This window comes from Vibrio hyugaensis (assembly GCF_002906655.1).
Taxonomy (GTDB): domain Bacteria; phylum Pseudomonadota; class Gammaproteobacteria; order Enterobacterales; family Vibrionaceae; genus Vibrio; species Vibrio hyugaensis.
In genome coordinates this window covers 2,891,662-2,910,443 of the sequence record NZ_CP025794.1, presented here as the reverse complement: position 1 = coordinate 2,910,443, position 18,782 = coordinate 2,891,662, and the positions used below count along the sequence as shown (strand labels likewise).

Here is an 18,782-nt window from a genome sequence, read left to right as displayed (position 1 = left end):
TTCTAAGTTACTTTCATGCTCACAAAATGGGCAAGCATATCTACTATTCGATATTGTGCGGTATTCTCGCTTATTATCGCTATGCTAGCAAACTGGAAAGACATGAACTCAATTTGCTCGGTTCATCCCCCCTTTCCCTAGGGCTCACATTCCCTAGCGCCAACAATGGAAAACTAGCTCCACACAAAGAGATGTAAAAAATTCAAAAAATTATTATTACATATTCAAAAGCCTCGAAGTCAGATACGCATTTATAGCATAAGTCTTGATGAGGTAATTCGTAATGACTAAAAACTAAATCAAAAATAAGTAACTCATAATGATGGCATCTTCTTTGCCATTGCCCGTTTTGGCTGGGTAATAATTGTAACGACGATCCACTTCATTAAAGCCCGCTTGTTCATAAATATGAATAGCTGGATGGTTACTTTCACGCACTTCCAACCAAGCGCTCTCTGCTTTTGCTTGTTCACAGTATTCAAGGAAAGCATCCAAAAGCTTCTGACCTAGGCCTTTTCCTTGTTGGTGCGGTGCTATCGCGATGTTGAGTAAGGTCACTTCACCCACAATATTCTGCGCATAAAAGTAACCCAATACTTGATGATCTTCCGTCATCACATGATGACAAGCACCTCGACTCGATAAATCTCGAACCAGTGATTCAGCCCAAGGGTGGGAATGTGCTTGCTGCTCAATTTGCCAAACTTGATCTAAGTGTTTAGCTTCCATCGGCGTAATTTGAATCGTCACGCTTTTGCTCCGTTACGAATACGAACAGATCTGCTGCCACAAGGCGCGACGTTGTTCGTTGTTGCCATCAATATCTTTCAGTAGTGGGGAGGTCAGTTGTTTTGCATTAACGTTTGCATCTACTTCACACCCAGCAAACCATACCCACTCCAACTCGTGCTCGCCTAAAGAAGATACTCGGCTCGGTTCTAAATACAGCGCATCGGCGAGCGAGAGCTGAATGCTCTTCAATACACGCTCAAACATCAAAGCTGTCTCGTTTTCAGGACACATTGGCGATACCAATAGGAGTTTACAAGAACTTTGCAAATCCAATAATGGCGACTGATAGCCTTCCAATCTTTCTGGGTGAGTCAGCTCCCATGTGCTGATCCCCATTTCATGTAAATATTGTTTCTCGTTAATTGACATCTTTTGTCACCTATTTGAACGAGGCAATCCTACCAAAATTTCGCATTTAAAGTCAGAGGTGTTATGAAGCTTTTCCAATCATTCGCAATCACATTGCTCATCGCGACCACCAGCTTTACTACTTTTGCTAAGGATAGCAACGATGGTTGGGAGCTGATCGCTGAAAAAACCGTAAACTTCCAAACGGAAACTGATACGGTTGAGCCAAATGGTCTTTTCAAAAATCGTAAATTCAGCAAGATTAAAATCAAGTGTACTCAAGGCACCATGAGCATCAAGAACATGAAAGTGACCATGACTGATGGCAGTGAAAAAAAACTCAAGACCATGGTCGGCACCTTAACCAAGGGCATGTCGACGCGCGCATGGACTCTACCAGGCTCTGAAGATGCTAAATTTAAGCGTCTGGATATGGAATATAAAAGCTGGGGTAACATGACTCTGAATGCCGCAGGTATGAGCAAAAAAGCCAAAATCGAGGTTTGGGGCAAAAAACGTATCCAAGAGCAAGATTAATCCACGTTTTCTCTTTGCGCATCGACAACAAAGCCCGCTTTTTAATGCGGGCTTTGTTTCTCTAAGTCGAGTAGATAGACGGCAAACTACAACTCAGAAAACTCTGGTGAGTAATCAATACGACCTGAACGATCATCACACTGGCCTTCTACTAATTCAGCGACACGGAATGCACCTTGTGGAACTTCCCATGCACAGTCAAAACCCATCTCTTCACCGGCTTCAAAACCTTGACGAGCGTAGTATTCAGGCTCACCTAATACCACACAGACTGGGTAACCAAAATCACGTAAAGAATCGAAACCTTCTTTAATCATTTCAGCCGCAATACCTTGACGACGGTAGTCTTCATGTACCGCCAGTGGTGCAAGCCCTTGCCAAGACAAATCTTCACCGTTTAGCGTCACAGGACTAAACAATGCGTGACCAATGACTTCACCTTCATCTGTACATGCTACCAACGACAAAGTGAGCTTGCCGTTTTCACGTAGGCGCATCACTAGATTGGCTTCCGCCTCAGTGGGGAAAGCATGTTTCAATAGGCGGTCAATGGTCAGAATGTCCGCTGGGGCTTCAGTTCGAATAAGCATTCGCTACTCCGGTTTCTTGTGCTGGTGCTTGAACGCCTTTTTGAACAAAGTCAGCCAGTTGGTTCAGTGCAACCTGCATTGCTTTTGGTAACTGCTCTAAGTCGACACTGTCCATCAGGTTTTTCACTTCCAAGCCTAGCTCGGTGTCACCTTCAATAGAAAGACGACGTTGGAAGAACAGCGTGTCAGGGTCTTCTTTACGACCAGCAATAAGTACTAGGTCGTTAAGGTTACCACTAAAACTCACATCTTCCTGAACCGGTTTCTCTGCTACCACTAACTTTTCATCTTGGTAGCTGATATACCATGCTAAGTTCAAGTCTTTAATCGCAACTTTTAGCCACTTGTCTTCAAGGAACTCAAAATCGCCATCTTCTAAGGCTTCTTTGAACACCATTTTTAGGCCTTCTAACAAGGCTTTTTTCTGAACAGTTTGTGGCAATAACTGGACTGGAGATCGCAAAATTGATGCTGCGTTCTTTACTAGTTGACTGCGAATCTTGTTTAACACGCTAATTATCCGTTACTTTGTCATAAGGTCGTTTATATTACGCAATAGAGTAATACCAGTACCTGTTATGTATCAAAAAAACTGTTTGTTTTAGAAGTAGGCAGTTTTACCAACCTTAGCGTCGTTTTTTTGACCTTACGTGTATTATTGACGCTAAGTCGTGGATAAACGCTTTAATAACGGTATGTTCAAAGTTATAGTTATCAAAATAGCGTTTTTATTACACGGACGAATAATCAGGCTCATTGGAGATCGGTAACACCTTAATGCCTTCCCAGCAATTACAACATTGGTTTGCAACGCTAACCTCAAATAGCCCTTTCTTTTTTGCCATTCTTGATAAGAAACACAATTATCGAATGGTAAGTGATCGCTATTGTGACATTGCAGGCTTAGGTCATGATGAAATCATCGGCCTTAACGACAGTCAGGTATTGGGAGAGCAGTTCTACAAAAAGCTCGCGCCCTACTATCAGCGTGCCTTCAAAGGCGAGCATGTCGAAGCAGAAATCACACTCGACGAAACCGATCTCGAAACCAGTTTGCACTTCAGTCTTTCTCCGGTTCACGAAGAAAACGAAATCCGTTTTGTGGTTTTTCATGCCGTCGATACATCAGAAAAACAAATTCTGGTTCGCTCTTTAGAAGAATCTGAAAGCAAGTTTGCCAAGCTCACCCAGCTCTTACCTGACGGTTTATTGCTTGTTGAAGATGACATTATCATCTCTGCAAACCCTGCTTCAGCTCGCTTACTGGGGTTAAACTCTCCCCACGAATTACTGGGTGAAGAGCTTACTCGCTTGTTCATTGATGAAAACAGCAAAAAGGTTTTCACCCATCGCATCAGCACGCTGTTATCAGAAAAGCCCTTTGTTTGTTTAACCAGCGCACGTTGTGGATTTGAACGTAAAGTCCAATTGCATGCGGACACTACGGCAATTCTTGGTAGCGAGTCCCAAATCATATTGATCCAAGACGCCGATGATGCGCCAAAACTACTCTCTTCTGCCACCAATGAAGACGCGCACATCGACTCCCTGACCAAGCTTTATAATCGTTTTGGCTTTACCAAACGCCTAGAACAATTGATCAAAAGCCAAACGCCACTGCTGGTTTTCTACCTCGATATCGATAACTTTAAGAATATCAATGACTCTCTTGGTCACCATATCGGCGACAAAGTAATTCAAGAAGTCTCCGCCCGCCTAAAACGTTCGTTACCAAATCAAGCTATCATTGGTCACTTAGGCGGTGACGAATTTGGCATCATCCTGCCTGAGCCAGAAAACACTCGCATGGCGGAGATTTTATCTGAACGCATTATCTCTCTGATCAATCAACCATTCGATCTGCATCATTTCAGTAAGCGCCTTGCGTGTTCTATTGGTAGCGTGCGCTATCCAGAAGATGGCCAAGACGCACGTATTCTGCTGCAAAATGCTGATACCGCGATGTACGAAGCGAAAGACCGAGGTCGTAACCGTCTGATTAAATTTAACGATCAGATGAATAAAGAAGCGCGCATGCGTTTATGGTTAGAGATTGAACTGCAAAAAGCACTGCAACAAAACGGCTTAGAAGTATGGTACCAACCAAAGGTCAACGCGCGTGACTTCAGCATTAACGGTGCAGAAGCACTAGTACGTTGGAAGCATCCCGTCGAAGGTTACATCAGCCCTGGCGCATTTATCCCCGTAGCTGAGCGTGCAGGCTTGATTGAACACCTTGGTCGCGTAGTGATGCGTGATGTGTTTAACACGGTAAAACGCTGGAAACTGCAAGGCATTTTGCCCGGACGTGTCGCGATCAACCTCTCTCCAGAACAGTTTGGCAACCCGCAATTGATCGACTATATGGAGAAGCTACTGCGCACTACCGAGCTTGACCCAAGCTGTATTACCTTCGAGCTAACCGAAAGTGCGGTAATGAGTGACAGTGAACACACACTGCAAATGCTTAACGCAATCAAAAAGCTTGGTTTTGCTCTGTCTATCGACGACTTCGGCACTGGTTATTCTTCACTGTCTTACTTGGCTCGCTTCCCAATCGATGAGTTGAAAATCGACCGCGCGTTTATCAACGACATCGACACCCTACCGAAACAAGTGACGGTGATTGAGAACATCATCAATCTCGGTAAGTCATTAGATTTAACCGTGGTTGCCGAAGGTGTGGAAACCCACCAGCAAGCGACACTGTTATCGAACCTACAATGTAACTCGATTCAAGGCTTCCATTTCTATCGCCCTCAACCAAAACATGAAGTTGAAGAGTTGTTTGCGCAAAACCGTCGTCATAAAAACTAACCACTCATTTTTCTCTCTTTTTGCCTTTACCCCTTACTCCCAAGGGGTAAATCTCAACTTTATTGAGCTAAACCTAACTTAGGTCAATTTCGCTATTCATAATTCTTCATAAAATGCGGGCACCTTTTTATTCTCTAAAATTGTGAGCATATGGAACTCTTGTGTCCTGCGGGTAACTTGCCTGCGCTAAAAACCGCGATTGATTGCGGTGCAGACGCCGTCTATATCGGCTTTAAAGACGATACCAACGCTCGTCACTTTGCTGGTCTTAACTTTAACGGCAAGAAGCTAGAAAAAGCGGTGCAATACGTTCATGACCGCAACAAAAAGATCCACGTTGCGCTCAACACCTTTGCCCATCCAAATGGCTTTGATCGCTGGACAAATGCCGTCGATAACGCAGCGGCTCTTGGTGTTGATGCTTTGATTGTCGCTGACATTGCGGTTCTGGAATACGCTGCTCGCAAATACCCTGAACTAGAATTGCACTTATCTGTGCAAGCCTCAGCGACAAACGTTGCGGCTGTTGATTTCTACAAACAAAACTTCAACGTAAAGCGCGTTGTACTGCCTCGCGTATTGTCTATACATCAGGTGAAACAGCTTTCTCGCAACATCACCAGCGATGTCGAGCTGGAAGTCTTTGCTTTTGGTAGTTTGTGCATCATGTCAGAAGGTCGTTGTTACTTGTCGTCTTACATGACCGGCGAGTCACCAAACACCGTGGGTGCGTGTTCTCCAGCGAAATACGTTCGCTGGCAAGAAACAGAAAACGGTCTGGAATCTCGTCTTAACGACATCCTGATCGATCGCTACAGCGCCGGTGAAAACGCGGGCTACCCAACCTTGTGTAAAGGTCGTTTCGACGCTGAAATTGAAGGCGAGAAGAAACGCTACCACGCACTGGAAGAGCCAACCAGTTTAAACACCCTTTCTATGATACCTGAGCTGTTTGCGGCAAATGTGGCTTCAGTAAAAATTGAAGGCCGCCAACGTAGCCCTGCGTACGTAGAGCAAGTAACGCGCACATGGCGTGCAGCGATTGATCGTTACCAAGCAAACCCAGAGGCTTACCAAGTAGAAGCGGCTTGGGATGCAGCGTTGGCAAATGTATCGGAAGGTACGCAAACCACACTTGGTGCTTACCACCGTAAATGGCAGTAGAGGTTAAGATGGATAACTCAATGAAATACGCACTTGGTCCGCTGTTGTACTTCTGGCCAAAGCAAGATATTGAAGCGTTTTATGAGCAGGCAAAATCAAGTTCTGCGGACATCATCTACCTAGGTGAAACCGTGTGTTCAAAACGTCGAGAGATAAAACCTGCGCACTGGTTTGATATCGCGAAAGAACTGTCTACATCTGGTAAACAAGTGGTGCTTTCAACGATGGCACTATTAGAAGCGCCAAGTGAAGTCAACATCATGAAGAAATACATCGACAATGGTGACTTCGCGATTGAAGCTAACGACGTATCTGCAGTTCAATTAGCTTCTGAACACAAAGTGCCTTTCGTAGTAGGCCCAGCGGTTAATACATACAACGCCCACACGCTTAACTTGTTCCTAAAACAAGGCATGACCCGCTGGTGTATGCCAGTAGAGCTATCGCGTGAGTGGCTCAGCAACACGCTGGTTCAATGTGACGAGCTGGGTATTCGCAATAAGTTTGAAGTGGAAGTTTTCAGCCATGGTTACCTGCCACTGGCTTACTCGGCACGCTGCTTTACCGCTCGTGCAGAAAACAAAGCCAAAGACGACTGCGAAACTTGCTGTATTAAGTACCCAACAGGTATCCAAGTCAGCAGCCAAGAAGGTCAAGAAGTCTTCAACCTAAATGGCATTCAGACTCAATCGGGTTACTGCTACAACTTGGTCAATGATCTCCCGAGTATGGGAGGTTTGGTTGATGTGGTTCGTCTAAGCCCACTCGGTATCAGTACCTTCTCTGAACTAGACCAATTCCGTTCAAACGAGAAAGGCACTAATCCAGGCAAGATCCAAGACCGCCAATGTAACGGTTACTGGCATCAGCTTGCTGGCTTAGAAGTGAAGAACATCTAAGCTCTTCTCAGGGTTTTCAAACCAATAAAAAAGCGAGGTGTTAACCTCGCTTTTTCGTTTGCGTTTTTCGATTAGGAAACTTGAACACTCGGCTCTACAGTACTCTCATTCATTAACTTCTTAATATCGCGCCACAACATACTCATCACCACTAAACTCAAGGCGATGTTAGATAGTGGGAATGCAATCCAAATACCCGTTACGCCTAGAAGTTTCGGCATGATGAACAAGAACGGCAATTGAATTGCCATATTACCAATGGTCACAAACATGGCTTTGCTGCCTTTGTTCACCGACTGGTAGTACGCCGCAGCAACCACTAAGAACCCATCCAAGAACAATGCAAACATATGGAGGCGAATACCAACCACTGTCGCATCAATCAGGTTTTGATCGGCATTGTTGAACACCGATACAAACTCGTATGGGAAGATGTTCATCAAAATAACAAACGCGACACCACCGAGCACTGACGTGCCCATTGCGACCTTCAACAGCTTACGAATATTGTCTTGGTTGCGTGCGCCATGGTTATAGCTCACTAAAGGCTGCATACCATTAGCGATGCCTTCCGCGATCAAGTAGTAGACCGTTACGATATAACCCAAGATAGCATAAGCACCAATTAACAGAGCGCTACCGTACTGAGCAAACAGAGCGTTGTGCAGCGCGACCATCATTGAGCTGTATGCGTACATGAAGAAGCTTGATGTGCCGATCATGACAATCTTAGGGATAACATCAAACTGCATCTTCAAGTCACTGAAAGACAAACGCATGTTGGCTCTGGAAGTAAAGAAGTAACCCACACCCAAAATCGTCACAATCATCTGCGCCAGCGCCGTTGCAATAGCAGCACCTTTAAGCTCCCATCCAAGCCAAGCAATAAAGAGATAGTCGAGCACGATATTGATTACGGCACCAATCACCATCAAGATGGTAGCTAAGTTCGGGCTATCGTCATTACGCAGCAAGAACGGCACTGCAATTGACCCTAACGAGAACACACACGCCACGCTTAGGATGTGCAGGTACTGCAAACCAAGCTCGTAAACACGACCTTCAGCCCCTTGCCAACGAATAAAGTCATCAGCGAAGAAGAACAAGGTTGTCGCTACGACAGGCATCAAAGCAACTAAAAGTAAAAGACCTGTTGAGAGAATGCGTTTAGCACCTTCACTGTCTTTTTCACCTTGTTTGATAGAGGCTAGTGCACCCGTACCTACGCCCACCATCATACCAATACCAAGTATCGAGCCAATGATCGGCCAGGCTACATTGATCCCGGCTAATCCATCAGCCCCTACATAACGACCGATAAAAATGCCATCTACGACTTGATATAAGCCGTTGACCAACATGGCTGCAACGGTCGGAATTGTGTATTTCCAAAACTGTTTGTATATAGAGTTTTGCATGACTACCACCAATAGTTAGCAAAGCTAACTAAATAGATAAAAGAATAAAATGTATGTTTAGTTTCCGAGCGCTTTATCCAGTAGCGCTTTCAGTTGCTGTGCTTCTTGCTTATCAAGTTTACGCACGAGTTGTTCAGAAATATCCTTGTAAACCACTTGCTCTAACGACATTTCTTGAATGACTTCTTCCGTTAAAAGAACACGCTTTGAACGTGCATCTTCATTACAAGCAATGCGTTGTACTAATCCTTTTTTCTCCAAACGAACCACCATATTTGAAGCTGAAGGTTTGGTGACTTGCAGCTCTTCAGCAAGGTCCGTAATTCGAACTCCCTCTGGGTAAAGCTGGATCACTCGTAGATAATCAAACTCGTTAAAGCTCAAATGAGAAAGCGGATCTTCCTTGGCATAAACACGCCACGCTTTTGCACAAAAACGTTCCAAATCAATCAAGCTTTTTTCTAATGCCATCGAGTACAACCCATTTAGTTAGCAAGGCTAACTATTTTAGTGAAGAGGTTCAAAATCTTCAAGCACAAAAAAGCCGCTCTAAGTGAGCGGCCTTCTGTTATTTTGCTTCTTCTTTTTGTTGCTCGGCTTTGAGTTTAGCCAGCTGTTCTTGTTGTAGCCTATCGTATATTTGAGCCAACTCTAGGAAAGAGTAACGATGCTCAACATACTCATACACATTGAAAGAAATCGCCAATTTATACAAGGCAATGGCATCAGCCACATCCCCTTCCAGTTGGTAGCGCTTACCTAAATAAAAGTAGGTTTCTGTCAGGCGCTCCGCAAGGCGGTAATTTTCACGCGTTCCATCCATAATGGCTTTAAGTGCGGCATCGTCTGACACATCACGAAGCATAATGGCAACAAGCACCCATCCCCACTCTTCGCTGCGATCACGTTGGTAGCGTTTTTCTAAGTTCGCTTTCGCTTGCTCAGGGTTTTGCTCTGCTTCTATGATGTATAACCATAATGCACGGAATGGGTCACTAGGCATCTCTTCGTAGTGCTTAGTCATGTCCTCTAAAGCAAGATCAATTCGACCGCCGTAGTACAACGCAATGGCACGATTACGTTCTGCGTAAGAGTTTTCTGGCGCTAATTCTAGCGTTGAGTCAAAGGCTTCATAAGCCGCATCAAACTCACCTACCTGGGTAAAGTACACCCCAAGTAAGTTAAATATATCAGGTTGAGCAGGATTTAATTGTAGAGACTGGTTGAAGTCCAAACGAGCAAGATCACGAAGACCAACACTGTCGTAGTAGTTACCACGCTCGTAATGCATTTTTGCGCGCACTTCATCACTTAGGTCAGGACGTTGTAGAAGCTGAGACAGACGCGCGATCTGAACCTCTTGTTGAACGCTCGGCTGTAGAGGAACGGCCATCGGTGGATAGATCCATTTCTCCGATGATTGTTGAGATGTATTAGCACAACCGGTCAGCGCGATAGCAACACATAAACTTGCGGTTTGAAACCATTTCACTAATTAGTACTCCTGTTTGGACCGCTCTGGGTCTGTTTCTCTTTTATGCACTATAGGATAGTTATCCTCATTTGAGGGTAAATACTTCGAAACAAACCAAAAAAAGGGAGCGAAAATGCTCCCCTTTTATAGCATGCTTTCAGGCTCTTAAGCTAATAAAAGACCAAAAGTCGAAACTAAGATTACTCGCCTTTCGCTTCAGATGCGTCAGACGCCTCTTCTGCTGGCTTCTCTACTGCTTCTTTCATGCTTAGACGTACACGGCCTTGACGGTCGATTTCAAGTACTTTAACTTGAACTTCTTGACCTTCAGCTAGGTAGTCAGACACTTTCTCAACACGCTTCTCAGCGATTTGTGAGATATGTACTAGACCATCTTTACCTGGAAGGATAGTAACGAATGCACCAAAGTCAGCTAGACGAGCTACTTTACCAGTGTAGATACGGCCTACTTCAACTTCAGCAGTGATCTCTTCGATACGGCGGATAGCTTCTTTCGCTGCAGCACCTTCAGTTGCTGCAATCTTGATAGTACCGTCGTCTTCGATTTCGATAGTTGTACCAGTTTCTTCCGTTAGAGCACGGATAACTGCACCACCTTTACCGATAACGTCTTTGATCTTCTCTGAGCTGATCTTCATTGTATGAATGCGAGGAGCAAATTCAGAGATGTCTTCACGAGCACCAGAGATTGCTTCATCCATTACAGATAGGATGTGCTTACGTGCACCTTGAGCTTGGTTAAGCGCAATTTGCATGATCTCTTTAGTGATACCTTCGATTTTGATGTCCATTTGAAGTGCAGTGATACCAGATTGAGTACCTGCTACTTTAAAGTCCATATCACCTAGGTGGTCTTCGTCACCAAGGATGTCAGAAAGAACAACGAAATCGTCACCTTCTTTAACAAGACCCATTGCGATACCCGCAACAGAAGACTTGATTGGCACACCTGCATCCATAAGAGCAAGAGAAGTACCACATACAGAAGCCATTGATGAAGAACCGTTAGATTCTGTGATTTCTGATACAACACGTACTGTGTATGGGAACTCATCTACAGATGGCATTACTGCAGCGATACCACGCTTAGCCAGTTTACCGTGGCCGATCTCACGACGCTTAGGAGAACCTACAAAACCTGTTTCACCTACACAGTATGGAGGGAAGTTGTAGTGTAGTAGGAAGTGATCTTTACGCTCACCAGTTAGCTCATCAATGATTTGAGCGTCACGTTGTGTACCTAGAGTCGCTGTAACGATCGCTTGAGTTTCACCACGAGTGAATAGCGCGCTACCGTGAGTACGTGGAAGAACGCCAGTACGTACGTCTAGCGCACGAACCATGTCTTTCTCACGACCATCGATACGTGGGTTACCAGCAATGATGCTACGACGTACAACTGTCTTCTCTAGATCGTGGAAGATAGTGTGGATTTCTTTTGTGTTCGCTTCTGGATCTTCAGCAAGTAGAACTTCGTTTACTTCTGCCGCGATTTCGTGAATGCGGTCGTAACGAGCCATCTTTTCTGTGATTTGGTAAGCTTCAACAAGTTTCACTTCTGCTAGCTCAGCAATCTTGTTGTTAAGCGCAGTGTTCTCTTCAGGAGCAACCCAATCCCAAGCAGGAGTAGCAACTTCAGCTTTGAATTCGTTAATCGCGTTGATAACAACTTGTTGTTGGTCGTGACCGTAAACAACCGCAGCTAGCATTTCTTCTTCAGTTAGGTTGTCCGCTTCTGATTCAACCATTAGTACCGCAGATTCTGTACCTGCAACCACTAGGTCTAGTTTAGATGCATCTAGCTCTGTGTTGCTTGGGTTTAGAACAAGTTGACCATCAACGTGACCAACACGCGCAGCACCGATAGGACCGTTGAACGGGATACCAGAGATAGCAAGCGCAGCAGAAGTACCGATCATTGTTACGATATCTGGCTGAACGTCTGGGTTTACAGACATTACTGTCGCGATAACCTGAACTTCGTTTTTGAATGCATCTGGGAATAGTGGACGAATTGGGCGGTCAATTAGACGAGCTGTTAGCGTTTCGCCTTCAGAAGGACGGCCTTCACGCTTGAAGAAACCACCAGGGATTTTACCTGCCGCGTAAGTACGCTCTTGGTAGTTTACTGTTAGTGGGAAGAAATCTTGGCCTGCAACCGCTTCTTTCTTACCTACAACTGAAACGAATACTGCTGTATCGTCCATTGTAACCATTACTGCAGCCGTAGCTTGACGTGCGATAACGCCAGTTTCTAGAGTAACTGTGTGGTTACCGTACTGGAACGTTTTAACAACTGGTTTTTCGAACATTGTTATTCCTTGTTTCCGAGCGTTCTTTACGAATAAAGGCGCCTCAGAGTGTGTTAATTGACACTCAAGGTATTACGAATCGCGACTAGTAAAAATGGACTGAGTCAGACTGAAGTACACTTTTAATAGTCGCGACCTTTTGGTCGACGTGGTTGACTGTAATACGATGAGCTTAGTGAAAATCTCAAAACGAGATTTAGCCGCGTGTAGTATAACGGCATAAGTTTGATTTGGCTAAGCTATAGCAGCCAAAATAAGTAACGGGCAACAAAAAAGGGGCATAAAGCCCCTTTTAGACAAACTGCTATGCAGTCGCTTATTAGCGACGTAGGCCTAGACGCTTGATTAGGTCTTGGTAGCGAGCTAGATTTTTACCTTTTAGGTAATCTAGAAGCTTACGACGACGAGAAACCATACGTAGAAGACCACGACGGCTGTGGTGATCGCCTTTGTGTGCTTTGAAGTGACCTTGTAGGTGGTTGATAGAAGCTGTAAGTAGAGCTACTTGAACTTCTGGTGAACCAGTGTCGCCTTCGCCTTGTGCGTATTCTGCAACGATTGCTGCTTTAGTTTCTGCATTCAGAGACATAATTCTCTCCTAATAAGAGTAAGTTTAAAGTTGTAGCAGCCAATCTCTGATTCAGCCGCTACGCGAAGCGCGAATTATAGGGAAGTTTCCTTATCCGCGCAATACAAAAATACCGGCGATTTCGCCGGTATTTTCAATTCATTGGTGAGCTTATGCTTCGTCACGGAAAACCACCAAACGCTTTGGTGCTACTTTTCCATCATCGTTTAGTTCAGCGACACCGATGAAAAGTTTCTCTTCACCTGAAGTCATGCGAAGTGGCGTACCAGCAGGTGCGCCGAACACCTGTACAGGCATACCATGCTGAACAAGATTGGTAAGCTCTGCATTGAGGTTTACTTCTGGTAAATCTTCAACCGCAGTATCCATTGGTAGCAATAACGGATCAAGCAGCTCTTTTGGCGCAACTTCATCGCGATGAGCCTGCTCCAGAAGTTCGTTTAACTGCTCTAACGTCACCATTTTCTCATATGGGTACTTAGCAACACCCGTACGACGTAGCATCGTCACGTGCGCACCACAACCAAGCATTTCACCAAGATCATCAACGATAGTACGGATGTACGTGCCTTTTGAACAATGTACTTCCATCTCCACTTCATCGCCTTCAAAACGGTGAAGCACGATTTCGTATACCGTGATCTTACGAGACTCACGTGGTACTTCGATACCTTTACGCGCGTACTCATACAATGGTTTACCTTGGTACTTCAATGCAGAGAACATTGAAGGAACTTGGTCCGATTCGCCACGGAATGTATCGATGCACGATTCAAGCTTCGCTAGATCTACGTCGACTGGACGAGTCTCTACCACTTCGCCATCAGAATCTGACGTATCAGTACGCTCGCCTAACTTAGCAATCACGCGATAGCGTTTATCAGAATCCAACAAGAACTGAGAGAACTTGGTTGCTTCGCCTAGGCAGATTGGCAACATGCCCGTCGCTAGTGGGTCCAATGCACCCGTATGACCTGCTTTTTCAGCGAAGAAAATACGTTTTACTTTTTGTAGTGCATCATTGGAAGAAATACCTGTTGGTTTGTCCAACAAGATAACGCCATTAATTGGACGACCTTTACGACGACGAGCCATTACTCTTCCCCTGCCTGATCTTCTTCGCGACCTGAATCTTGCTGTTTGCGTTTGTCTTCGCTCACGACTTCAGACACTAGGTTCGACATGCGCATACCTTCTACTAACGTGTTGTCGTAGTAGAAACGGATTTCAGGCGTTAGACGTAGACGAATACGCTTACCAAGCATCATACGAATGTGCACTTCGTGCTCACGTAATGCCGCTAGGCATGATTCTGGCGTTTGCTCACCCACACATAGGAAAGTAACGAATACTTTTGCATACGCAAGGTCACGTGATACTTCTACATCAGAAATCGTCACCATACCAAGGCGAGAGTCTCGAACTTCACGTTGAAGGATCATTGCAAGTTCTTTTTGCAGCTGCTGCGATACGCGCTGCGTGCGGCTAAATTCTTTTGACATATTCATTCTCTTAAATAGAAAGAATGGGGGGATGGTCAAGCCAGCCCCCCATGGTGTATTCAACAACCAATTACTATTTGTCTTTTAGACGTTTAGTAATTTTAGTCAATTAGTCTAGAGTACGTTTGATTTCAACGATTTCGAATACTTCGATCTGGTCGCCTACGCGAACGTCGTTGTAGTTCTTAACGCCGATACCACACTCGTAACCATTTTTAACTTCTTGAACGTCATCTTTAAAGCGACGAAGTGATTCTAGTTCACCTTCGTAGATAACAACGTTATCGCGTAGTACGCGGATTGGGTTGTTACGCTTGATCAGACCTTCAGTAACCATACAACCAGCGATTGCGCCCAGTTTCGGTGACTTAAATACGTCACGTACTTCAGCAAGACCAATGATTTCTTGCTTGAATTCTGGAGCAAGCATACCGCCCATTGCTTGTTTAACTTCGTCAATCAATTGGTAAATGATTGAGTAGTAACGTAGATCAACGCTTGCTGCTTCAATCGCACGACGAGCAGAAGCATCAGCACGAACGTTAAAGCCAAGGATGATTGCGTTAGAAGCTTCTGCAAGTACTGCATCAGTTTCAGTAATACCACCAACACCAGAACCAACGATGTTCACTTTCACTTCGTCAGTAGACAGTTTCAGTAGTGAGTCTGCAATCGCTTCTACAGAACCTTGTACGTCTGCTTTTAGTACTACGTTTAGTTCAGCAACTTCACCAGCAGTCATGTTAGAGAACATGTTCTCTAGTTTAGATTTCTGCTGACGAGCAAGTTTCACTTCACGGAACTTACCAGCACGGTAGTTTGCTACTTCACGTGCTTTACGCTCGTCACGTACTACTGTTGCTTCATCACCTGAAGATGGTACGCCTGAAAGACCTAGGATCTCTACAGGGATAGATGGACCAGCTTGAGTGATTTCTTGACCTAGTTCGTCACGCATTGCACGAACACGACCGTATTCTTGGCCACAAAGAACGATATCGCCTTTGTTTAGCGTACCTGATTGAACAAGTACGGTTGCAACTGGACCACGACCTTTATCTAGGCGAGATTCAACAACAACACCAGACGCCATCCCTTCAGCTACAGCCGTAAGTTCAAGAACTTCAGACTGAAGAAGGATAGCTTCTAGAAGACCATCGATATTTGTACCCTGTTTAGCAGAGATGTGAACAAACATGTTCTCACCGCCCCATTCCTCAGGGATTACGTCGTATTGAGCTAGCTCATTCTTAACGTTGTCTGGGTTCGCGTCTTCTTTATCGATCTTGTTCACAGCAACAATCAGAGGAACACCAGCCGCTTTCGCGTGCTGAATCGCTTCAACTGTTTGTGGCATTACGCCATCGTCTGCTGCTACAACAAGAACAACGATATCTGTCGCTTGAGCACCACGAGCACGCATTGCAGTAAACGCTGCGTGTCCAGGAGTATCAAGGAACGTGATCATGCCGTTGTCAGTTTCAACGTGGTAAGCACCGATGTGCTGTGTGATACCACCCGCTTCGCCTGAAGCAACGTGTGTACGACGGATGTAGTCAAGTGTTGACGTTTTACCGTGGTCAACGTGACCCATGATTGTTACAACTGGAGCGCGAGGTACTGCTTCTGCGTTAGTGTCGCGATCAGATAGTACTGCTTCTTCCAGTTCGTTCTCTTTACGAAGAACTACCTTGTGACCCATTTCTTCAGCAACAAGTTGTGCTGTTTCTTGGTCGATCACTTGGTTGATAGTCGCCATAGCGCCCATCTTCATCATCACTTTGATAACTTCTGTCGCTTTAACCGACATCTTGTTAGCAAGTTCAGAAAGAACGATTGTTTCACCAATTACTACGTCTTGTTTTGCTACAGTCGCAGACTTATCGAAACCGTGTTGCATTGAAGTTGGCTTAGCAAGTTTGCCTTTGTTACGGCCCTTACCACCACGTTGGTTACGACCACCACGTGACTGCTCTTCTCTAGCTGGTTTCTTCTTCTTACGACGAGCACCGCCTTCTTCTTTACGGTCAGCTGCATCTTCAGCTTCACGAGCGTACGTAGAAGTGGTTACGTGGTAGTCAGAGTTTTCAAGTTCTTTCTTCTTAGACTCTTCTTCAGACCAACGAGCTTCGTTCTCTTCTGCAAGTTTACGAGCTTCTTCAACAAGCTTCGCTGCTTCTTGCTCAGCTTTACGTTGGGCTTCTTCTTCCTGACGACGCTTTAGCTCGTCAGCTTCTTTCTTCGCTTGCGTATTAACATCCGCATTTTTTGCATTCATGTCTTTCTTAGCCTTTTCAGCTTGTGCGCGTTTTGCCTTTTCTTCAGCGTCACGTTTTGCATCCGCTTCACGTTTCACTTTCTCTTCGGCTTCGCGCTGTGCTTTCTCTGCAGCTTCACGTTTGGCTTGTTCTTCTGCCTCACGCTTCGCAAGCTCTTCAGCTTCACGCTTTGCTGCTTCCTCAGCCTCACGTTTTGCATCGTCTTCGATAGTGCTGCGCTTCACATACGTGCGCTTCTTACGCACTTCTACTTGAACATCCTTACTTTTGCCGCCACCTGCTGCAACACTCAGAGTGCTGCGAGTCTTACGCTGAAGCGTCAGTCTAGTAGGTTCAGATTCGCCCGACGTATCGCCGTGCTCTTTCTTCAGGTGAGAGAGAAGCTTTTGCTTCTCTTCATCCGATACATGGTCAGAACTCGCTTTGTTCATGCCAGCGTCAGCAAGTTGTTCCATTAAGCGGTCGACTGGAGTACCAATCTCTTCACTCAGAGCTTTAACTGTTAATTGTGTCATGCCGCTTCCTCCTTGCTGATATTATGCTTCTTCGCCGAACCAACAGATGTTACGTGCAGCCATGATAAGCTCACCTGCGCGTTCTTCTGTTAGGCCTTCAATACCTTCTAAATCGTCGATACCTTGGTCGGCTAGATCTTCTAGTGTTGCAACACCTTTCGCTGCTAGTTTGAACGCCATTTCACGCTCTAGACCTTCAAGACCTAGTAGGTCTTCAGCCGGCTCAAGACCTTCAAATGACTCTTCTTGTGCTAGTGCGATAGTGGTTAGTGCGTCTTTAGCACGGCTACGTAGTTCTTCAACAAGTTCTTCGTTAAGACCGTCTACGTCAAGCAGTTCGTTAACTGGTACGTATGCGATTTCTTCTAGCGTTGAGAAACCTTCTTCAACAAGCAGTTGAGCGAAGTCTTCTTCAATGTCTAGGTACTTCATGAAGTTCTCGATTGATGCTTGAGATTCTTCAGCGTGTTTTTTCTGAAGATCTGCAACAGTCATTACGTTCAGTTCCCAACCAGTCAGTTGAGAAGCTAGACGAACGTTTTGACCTGCACGACCGATAGCTTGTGCTAGGTTGTCTGCTTCAACTGCGATGTCCATTGAGTGTGCATCTTCATCAACAATGATTGATGCTACGTCTGCTGGCGCCATTGCGTTGATAACAAACTGTGCAGGGTTATCATCCCAAAGAACGATATCGATACGCTCACCACCAAGTTCGCCAGATACTGCTTGTACACGTGCACCACGCATACCAACACAAGCGCCCACTGGGTCAATGCGTTTATCGTTTGTTTTAACCGCGATCTTAGCGCGAGAACCTGGATCACGTGCCGCACCTTTAAGTTCGATGATTTCTTCAGCGATCTCAGGCACTTCCACACGGAATAGCTCTGCTAGCATTTCAGGCTTAGAACGCGTGATGAACAGTTGGAAACCACGAGCTTCTGGAGCTACTTTGTACAGAAGACCACGAACACGGTCACCTGGACGGAAGTTTTCACGAGGAAGTTGGTCATCACGTAGGATTACCGCTTCAGCGTTGTTACCAAGGTCCATTACGATAGTTTCACGGTTTACTTTCTTAACAACGCCAGTGATAAGGTCACCTTCATTGTCAATGAACTGTTCAACGATTTGTGCACGCTCAGCTTCACGTACTTTCTGTACGATAACTTGCTTAGCCGTTTGTGTCGTAATACGGTCAAAAGTAACTGAAGGGATATCATCTTCAACAAAGTCGCCTAGTTGAAGTTCTGGATCTTCATACTGTGCAGCTTCTAGTGAGATTTCTTTTGTTGGATTTTCTACATCTTCTACGATCAACCAACGACGAAATGTTTCGAATTCGCCCGTTTTACGGTCAATAGCAACACGTACGTCGATTTCGATCTCGTACTTTTTCTTAGTAGAAGTTGCTAGAGCAATCTCAAGAGCTTCAAAGATACGCTCACGAGGTACCGCTTTTTCATTCGATACCGCTTCTGCTACCGCTAAAATTTCTTTACTCATTGTATTTAGCCTCTAA

Annotated in this window: 17 protein-coding genes; 4 read left to right on the top strand and 13 right to left on the bottom strand. The window is 45.1% G+C overall.

Going from position 1 to position 18,782, the window contains the following annotated elements:
- Nucleotides 1-294: 294 nt before the first annotated feature.
- Together rimI and C1S74_RS14365 are read right to left on the bottom strand one after the other, a co-directional pair.
- Nucleotides 295-750 carry a ribosomal protein S18-alanine N-acetyltransferase gene (gene rimI / locus C1S74_RS14370; RefSeq protein WP_045403861.1) on the bottom strand — a complete coding sequence of 152 codons (456 nt, stop codon included), beginning with the start codon at nucleotides 748-750 and terminating at the stop codon, nucleotides 295-297.
- 12 nt (nucleotides 751-762) lie between these two features.
- A complete protein-coding gene (locus C1S74_RS14365) occupies nucleotides 763-1,161 on the bottom strand; it encodes a DNA polymerase III subunit psi (RefSeq protein WP_045403859.1) in 399 nt (132 codons plus the stop codon).
- A gap of 63 nt (nucleotides 1,162-1,224) precedes the next feature.
- On the opposite strand from C1S74_RS14365, the gene C1S74_RS14360 reads away from it, so the two are divergent.
- Nucleotides 1,225-1,677, top strand: a complete 453-nt coding sequence (locus C1S74_RS14360) for a hypothetical protein (RefSeq protein WP_038865900.1) — start codon at nucleotides 1,225-1,227, stop codon at nucleotides 1,675-1,677.
- 86 nt (nucleotides 1,678-1,763) lie between these two features.
- On the opposite strand, the gene C1S74_RS14355 is transcribed toward C1S74_RS14360, so the two are convergent.
- Both C1S74_RS14355 and ubiT read right to left on the bottom strand, forming a co-directional pair.
- Entirely contained in the window at nucleotides 1,764-2,267 is a 504-nt protein-coding gene (locus tag C1S74_RS14355) for a GNAT family N-acetyltransferase (RefSeq protein ID WP_045403857.1), read from the bottom strand.
- The gene (gene ubiT / locus C1S74_RS14350; RefSeq protein WP_005431915.1) at nucleotides 2,251-2,778 is read right to left on the bottom strand and encodes a ubiquinone anaerobic biosynthesis accessory factor UbiT; all 528 of its coding nucleotides are present in this window, start codon (nucleotides 2,776-2,778) and stop codon (nucleotides 2,251-2,253) included. The genes C1S74_RS14355 and ubiT overlap by 17 nt, the downstream gene beginning before the upstream one ends.
- 266 nt (nucleotides 2,779-3,044) lie before the next feature.
- Between ubiT and C1S74_RS14345 the strand changes: the two genes are divergently transcribed.
- The 3 genes from C1S74_RS14345 (at nucleotide 3,045) to C1S74_RS14335 (ending at nucleotide 7,147) form a co-directional block, all read left to right on the top strand.
- On the top strand, nucleotides 3,045-5,084 hold the full coding sequence (locus C1S74_RS14345) for a sensor domain-containing protein (RefSeq protein WP_045403856.1): 2,040 nt from the start codon (nucleotides 3,045-3,047) through the stop codon (nucleotides 5,082-5,084).
- Nucleotides 5,085-5,234: 150 nt separating this feature from the next.
- Nucleotides 5,235-6,248: a ubiquinone anaerobic biosynthesis protein UbiU gene (gene ubiU / locus C1S74_RS14340; RefSeq protein ID WP_038865894.1), complete on the top strand. Its 1,014-nt coding sequence runs from the start codon at nucleotides 5,235-5,237 to the stop codon at nucleotides 6,246-6,248.
- A gap of 20 nt (nucleotides 6,249-6,268) precedes the next feature.
- Nucleotides 6,269-7,147 carry a U32 family peptidase gene (locus C1S74_RS14335; protein ID WP_045404066.1) on the top strand — a complete coding sequence of 293 codons (879 nt, stop codon included), beginning with the start codon at nucleotides 6,269-6,271 and terminating at the stop codon, nucleotides 7,145-7,147.
- Between the two features lie 71 nt (nucleotides 7,148-7,218).
- Here C1S74_RS14335 and vmrA read toward each other — a convergent pair whose 3' ends face one another.
- The 9 genes from vmrA to nusA all read right to left on the bottom strand — a co-directional run bounded on the left by vmrA (nucleotide 7,219) and on the right by nusA (nucleotide 18,766).
- Nucleotides 7,219-8,565, bottom strand: a complete 1,347-nt coding sequence (vmrA, locus tag C1S74_RS14330; RefSeq protein ID WP_045403855.1) for a sodium-coupled multidrug efflux MATE transporter VmrA — start codon at nucleotides 8,563-8,565, stop codon at nucleotides 7,219-7,221.
- A gap of 57 nt (nucleotides 8,566-8,622) precedes the next feature.
- Complete coding sequence (locus C1S74_RS14325) at nucleotides 8,623-9,036, bottom strand: MarR family winged helix-turn-helix transcriptional regulator (RefSeq protein ID WP_045403853.1); 414 nt, start codon at nucleotides 9,034-9,036, stop codon at nucleotides 8,623-8,625.
- Nucleotides 9,037-9,133: 97 nt separating this feature from the next.
- Nucleotides 9,134-10,057 (bottom strand): lipoprotein NlpI, encoded by a 924-nt coding sequence (nlpI, locus tag C1S74_RS14320; protein ID WP_038878965.1) that lies wholly within the window; start codon nucleotides 10,055-10,057, stop codon nucleotides 9,134-9,136.
- A gap of 182 nt (nucleotides 10,058-10,239) precedes the next feature.
- Nucleotides 10,240-12,372 (bottom strand): polyribonucleotide nucleotidyltransferase, encoded by a 2,133-nt coding sequence (gene pnp / locus C1S74_RS14315; RefSeq protein ID WP_045403851.1) that lies wholly within the window; start codon nucleotides 12,370-12,372, stop codon nucleotides 10,240-10,242.
- A 319-nt stretch (nucleotides 12,373-12,691) separates the two neighbouring features.
- Nucleotides 12,692-12,961 carry a 30S ribosomal protein S15 gene (rpsO, locus tag C1S74_RS14310; protein WP_005380094.1) on the bottom strand — a complete coding sequence of 90 codons (270 nt, stop codon included), beginning with the start codon at nucleotides 12,959-12,961 and terminating at the stop codon, nucleotides 12,692-12,694.
- Nucleotides 12,962-13,111: 150 nt separating this feature from the next.
- The gene (truB, locus tag C1S74_RS14305) at nucleotides 13,112-14,056 is read right to left on the bottom strand and encodes a tRNA pseudouridine(55) synthase TruB (protein ID WP_045403849.1); all 945 of its coding nucleotides are present in this window, start codon (nucleotides 14,054-14,056) and stop codon (nucleotides 13,112-13,114) included.
- Entirely contained in the window at nucleotides 14,056-14,463 is a 408-nt protein-coding gene (rbfA, locus tag C1S74_RS14300; protein WP_005449148.1) for a 30S ribosome-binding factor RbfA, read from the bottom strand. The genes truB and rbfA overlap by 1 nt, the downstream gene beginning before the upstream one ends.
- A 109-nt stretch (nucleotides 14,464-14,572) precedes the next feature.
- On the bottom strand, nucleotides 14,573-17,257 hold the full coding sequence (gene infB, locus C1S74_RS14295; RefSeq protein WP_038865880.1) for a translation initiation factor IF-2: 2,685 nt from the start codon (nucleotides 17,255-17,257) through the stop codon (nucleotides 14,573-14,575).
- Between the two features lie 21 nt (nucleotides 17,258-17,278).
- Nucleotides 17,279-18,766: a transcription termination factor NusA gene (nusA, locus tag C1S74_RS14290; protein WP_045403847.1), complete on the bottom strand. Its 1,488-nt coding sequence runs from the start codon at nucleotides 18,764-18,766 to the stop codon at nucleotides 17,279-17,281.
- Nucleotides 18,767-18,782: the final 16 nt, after the last annotated feature.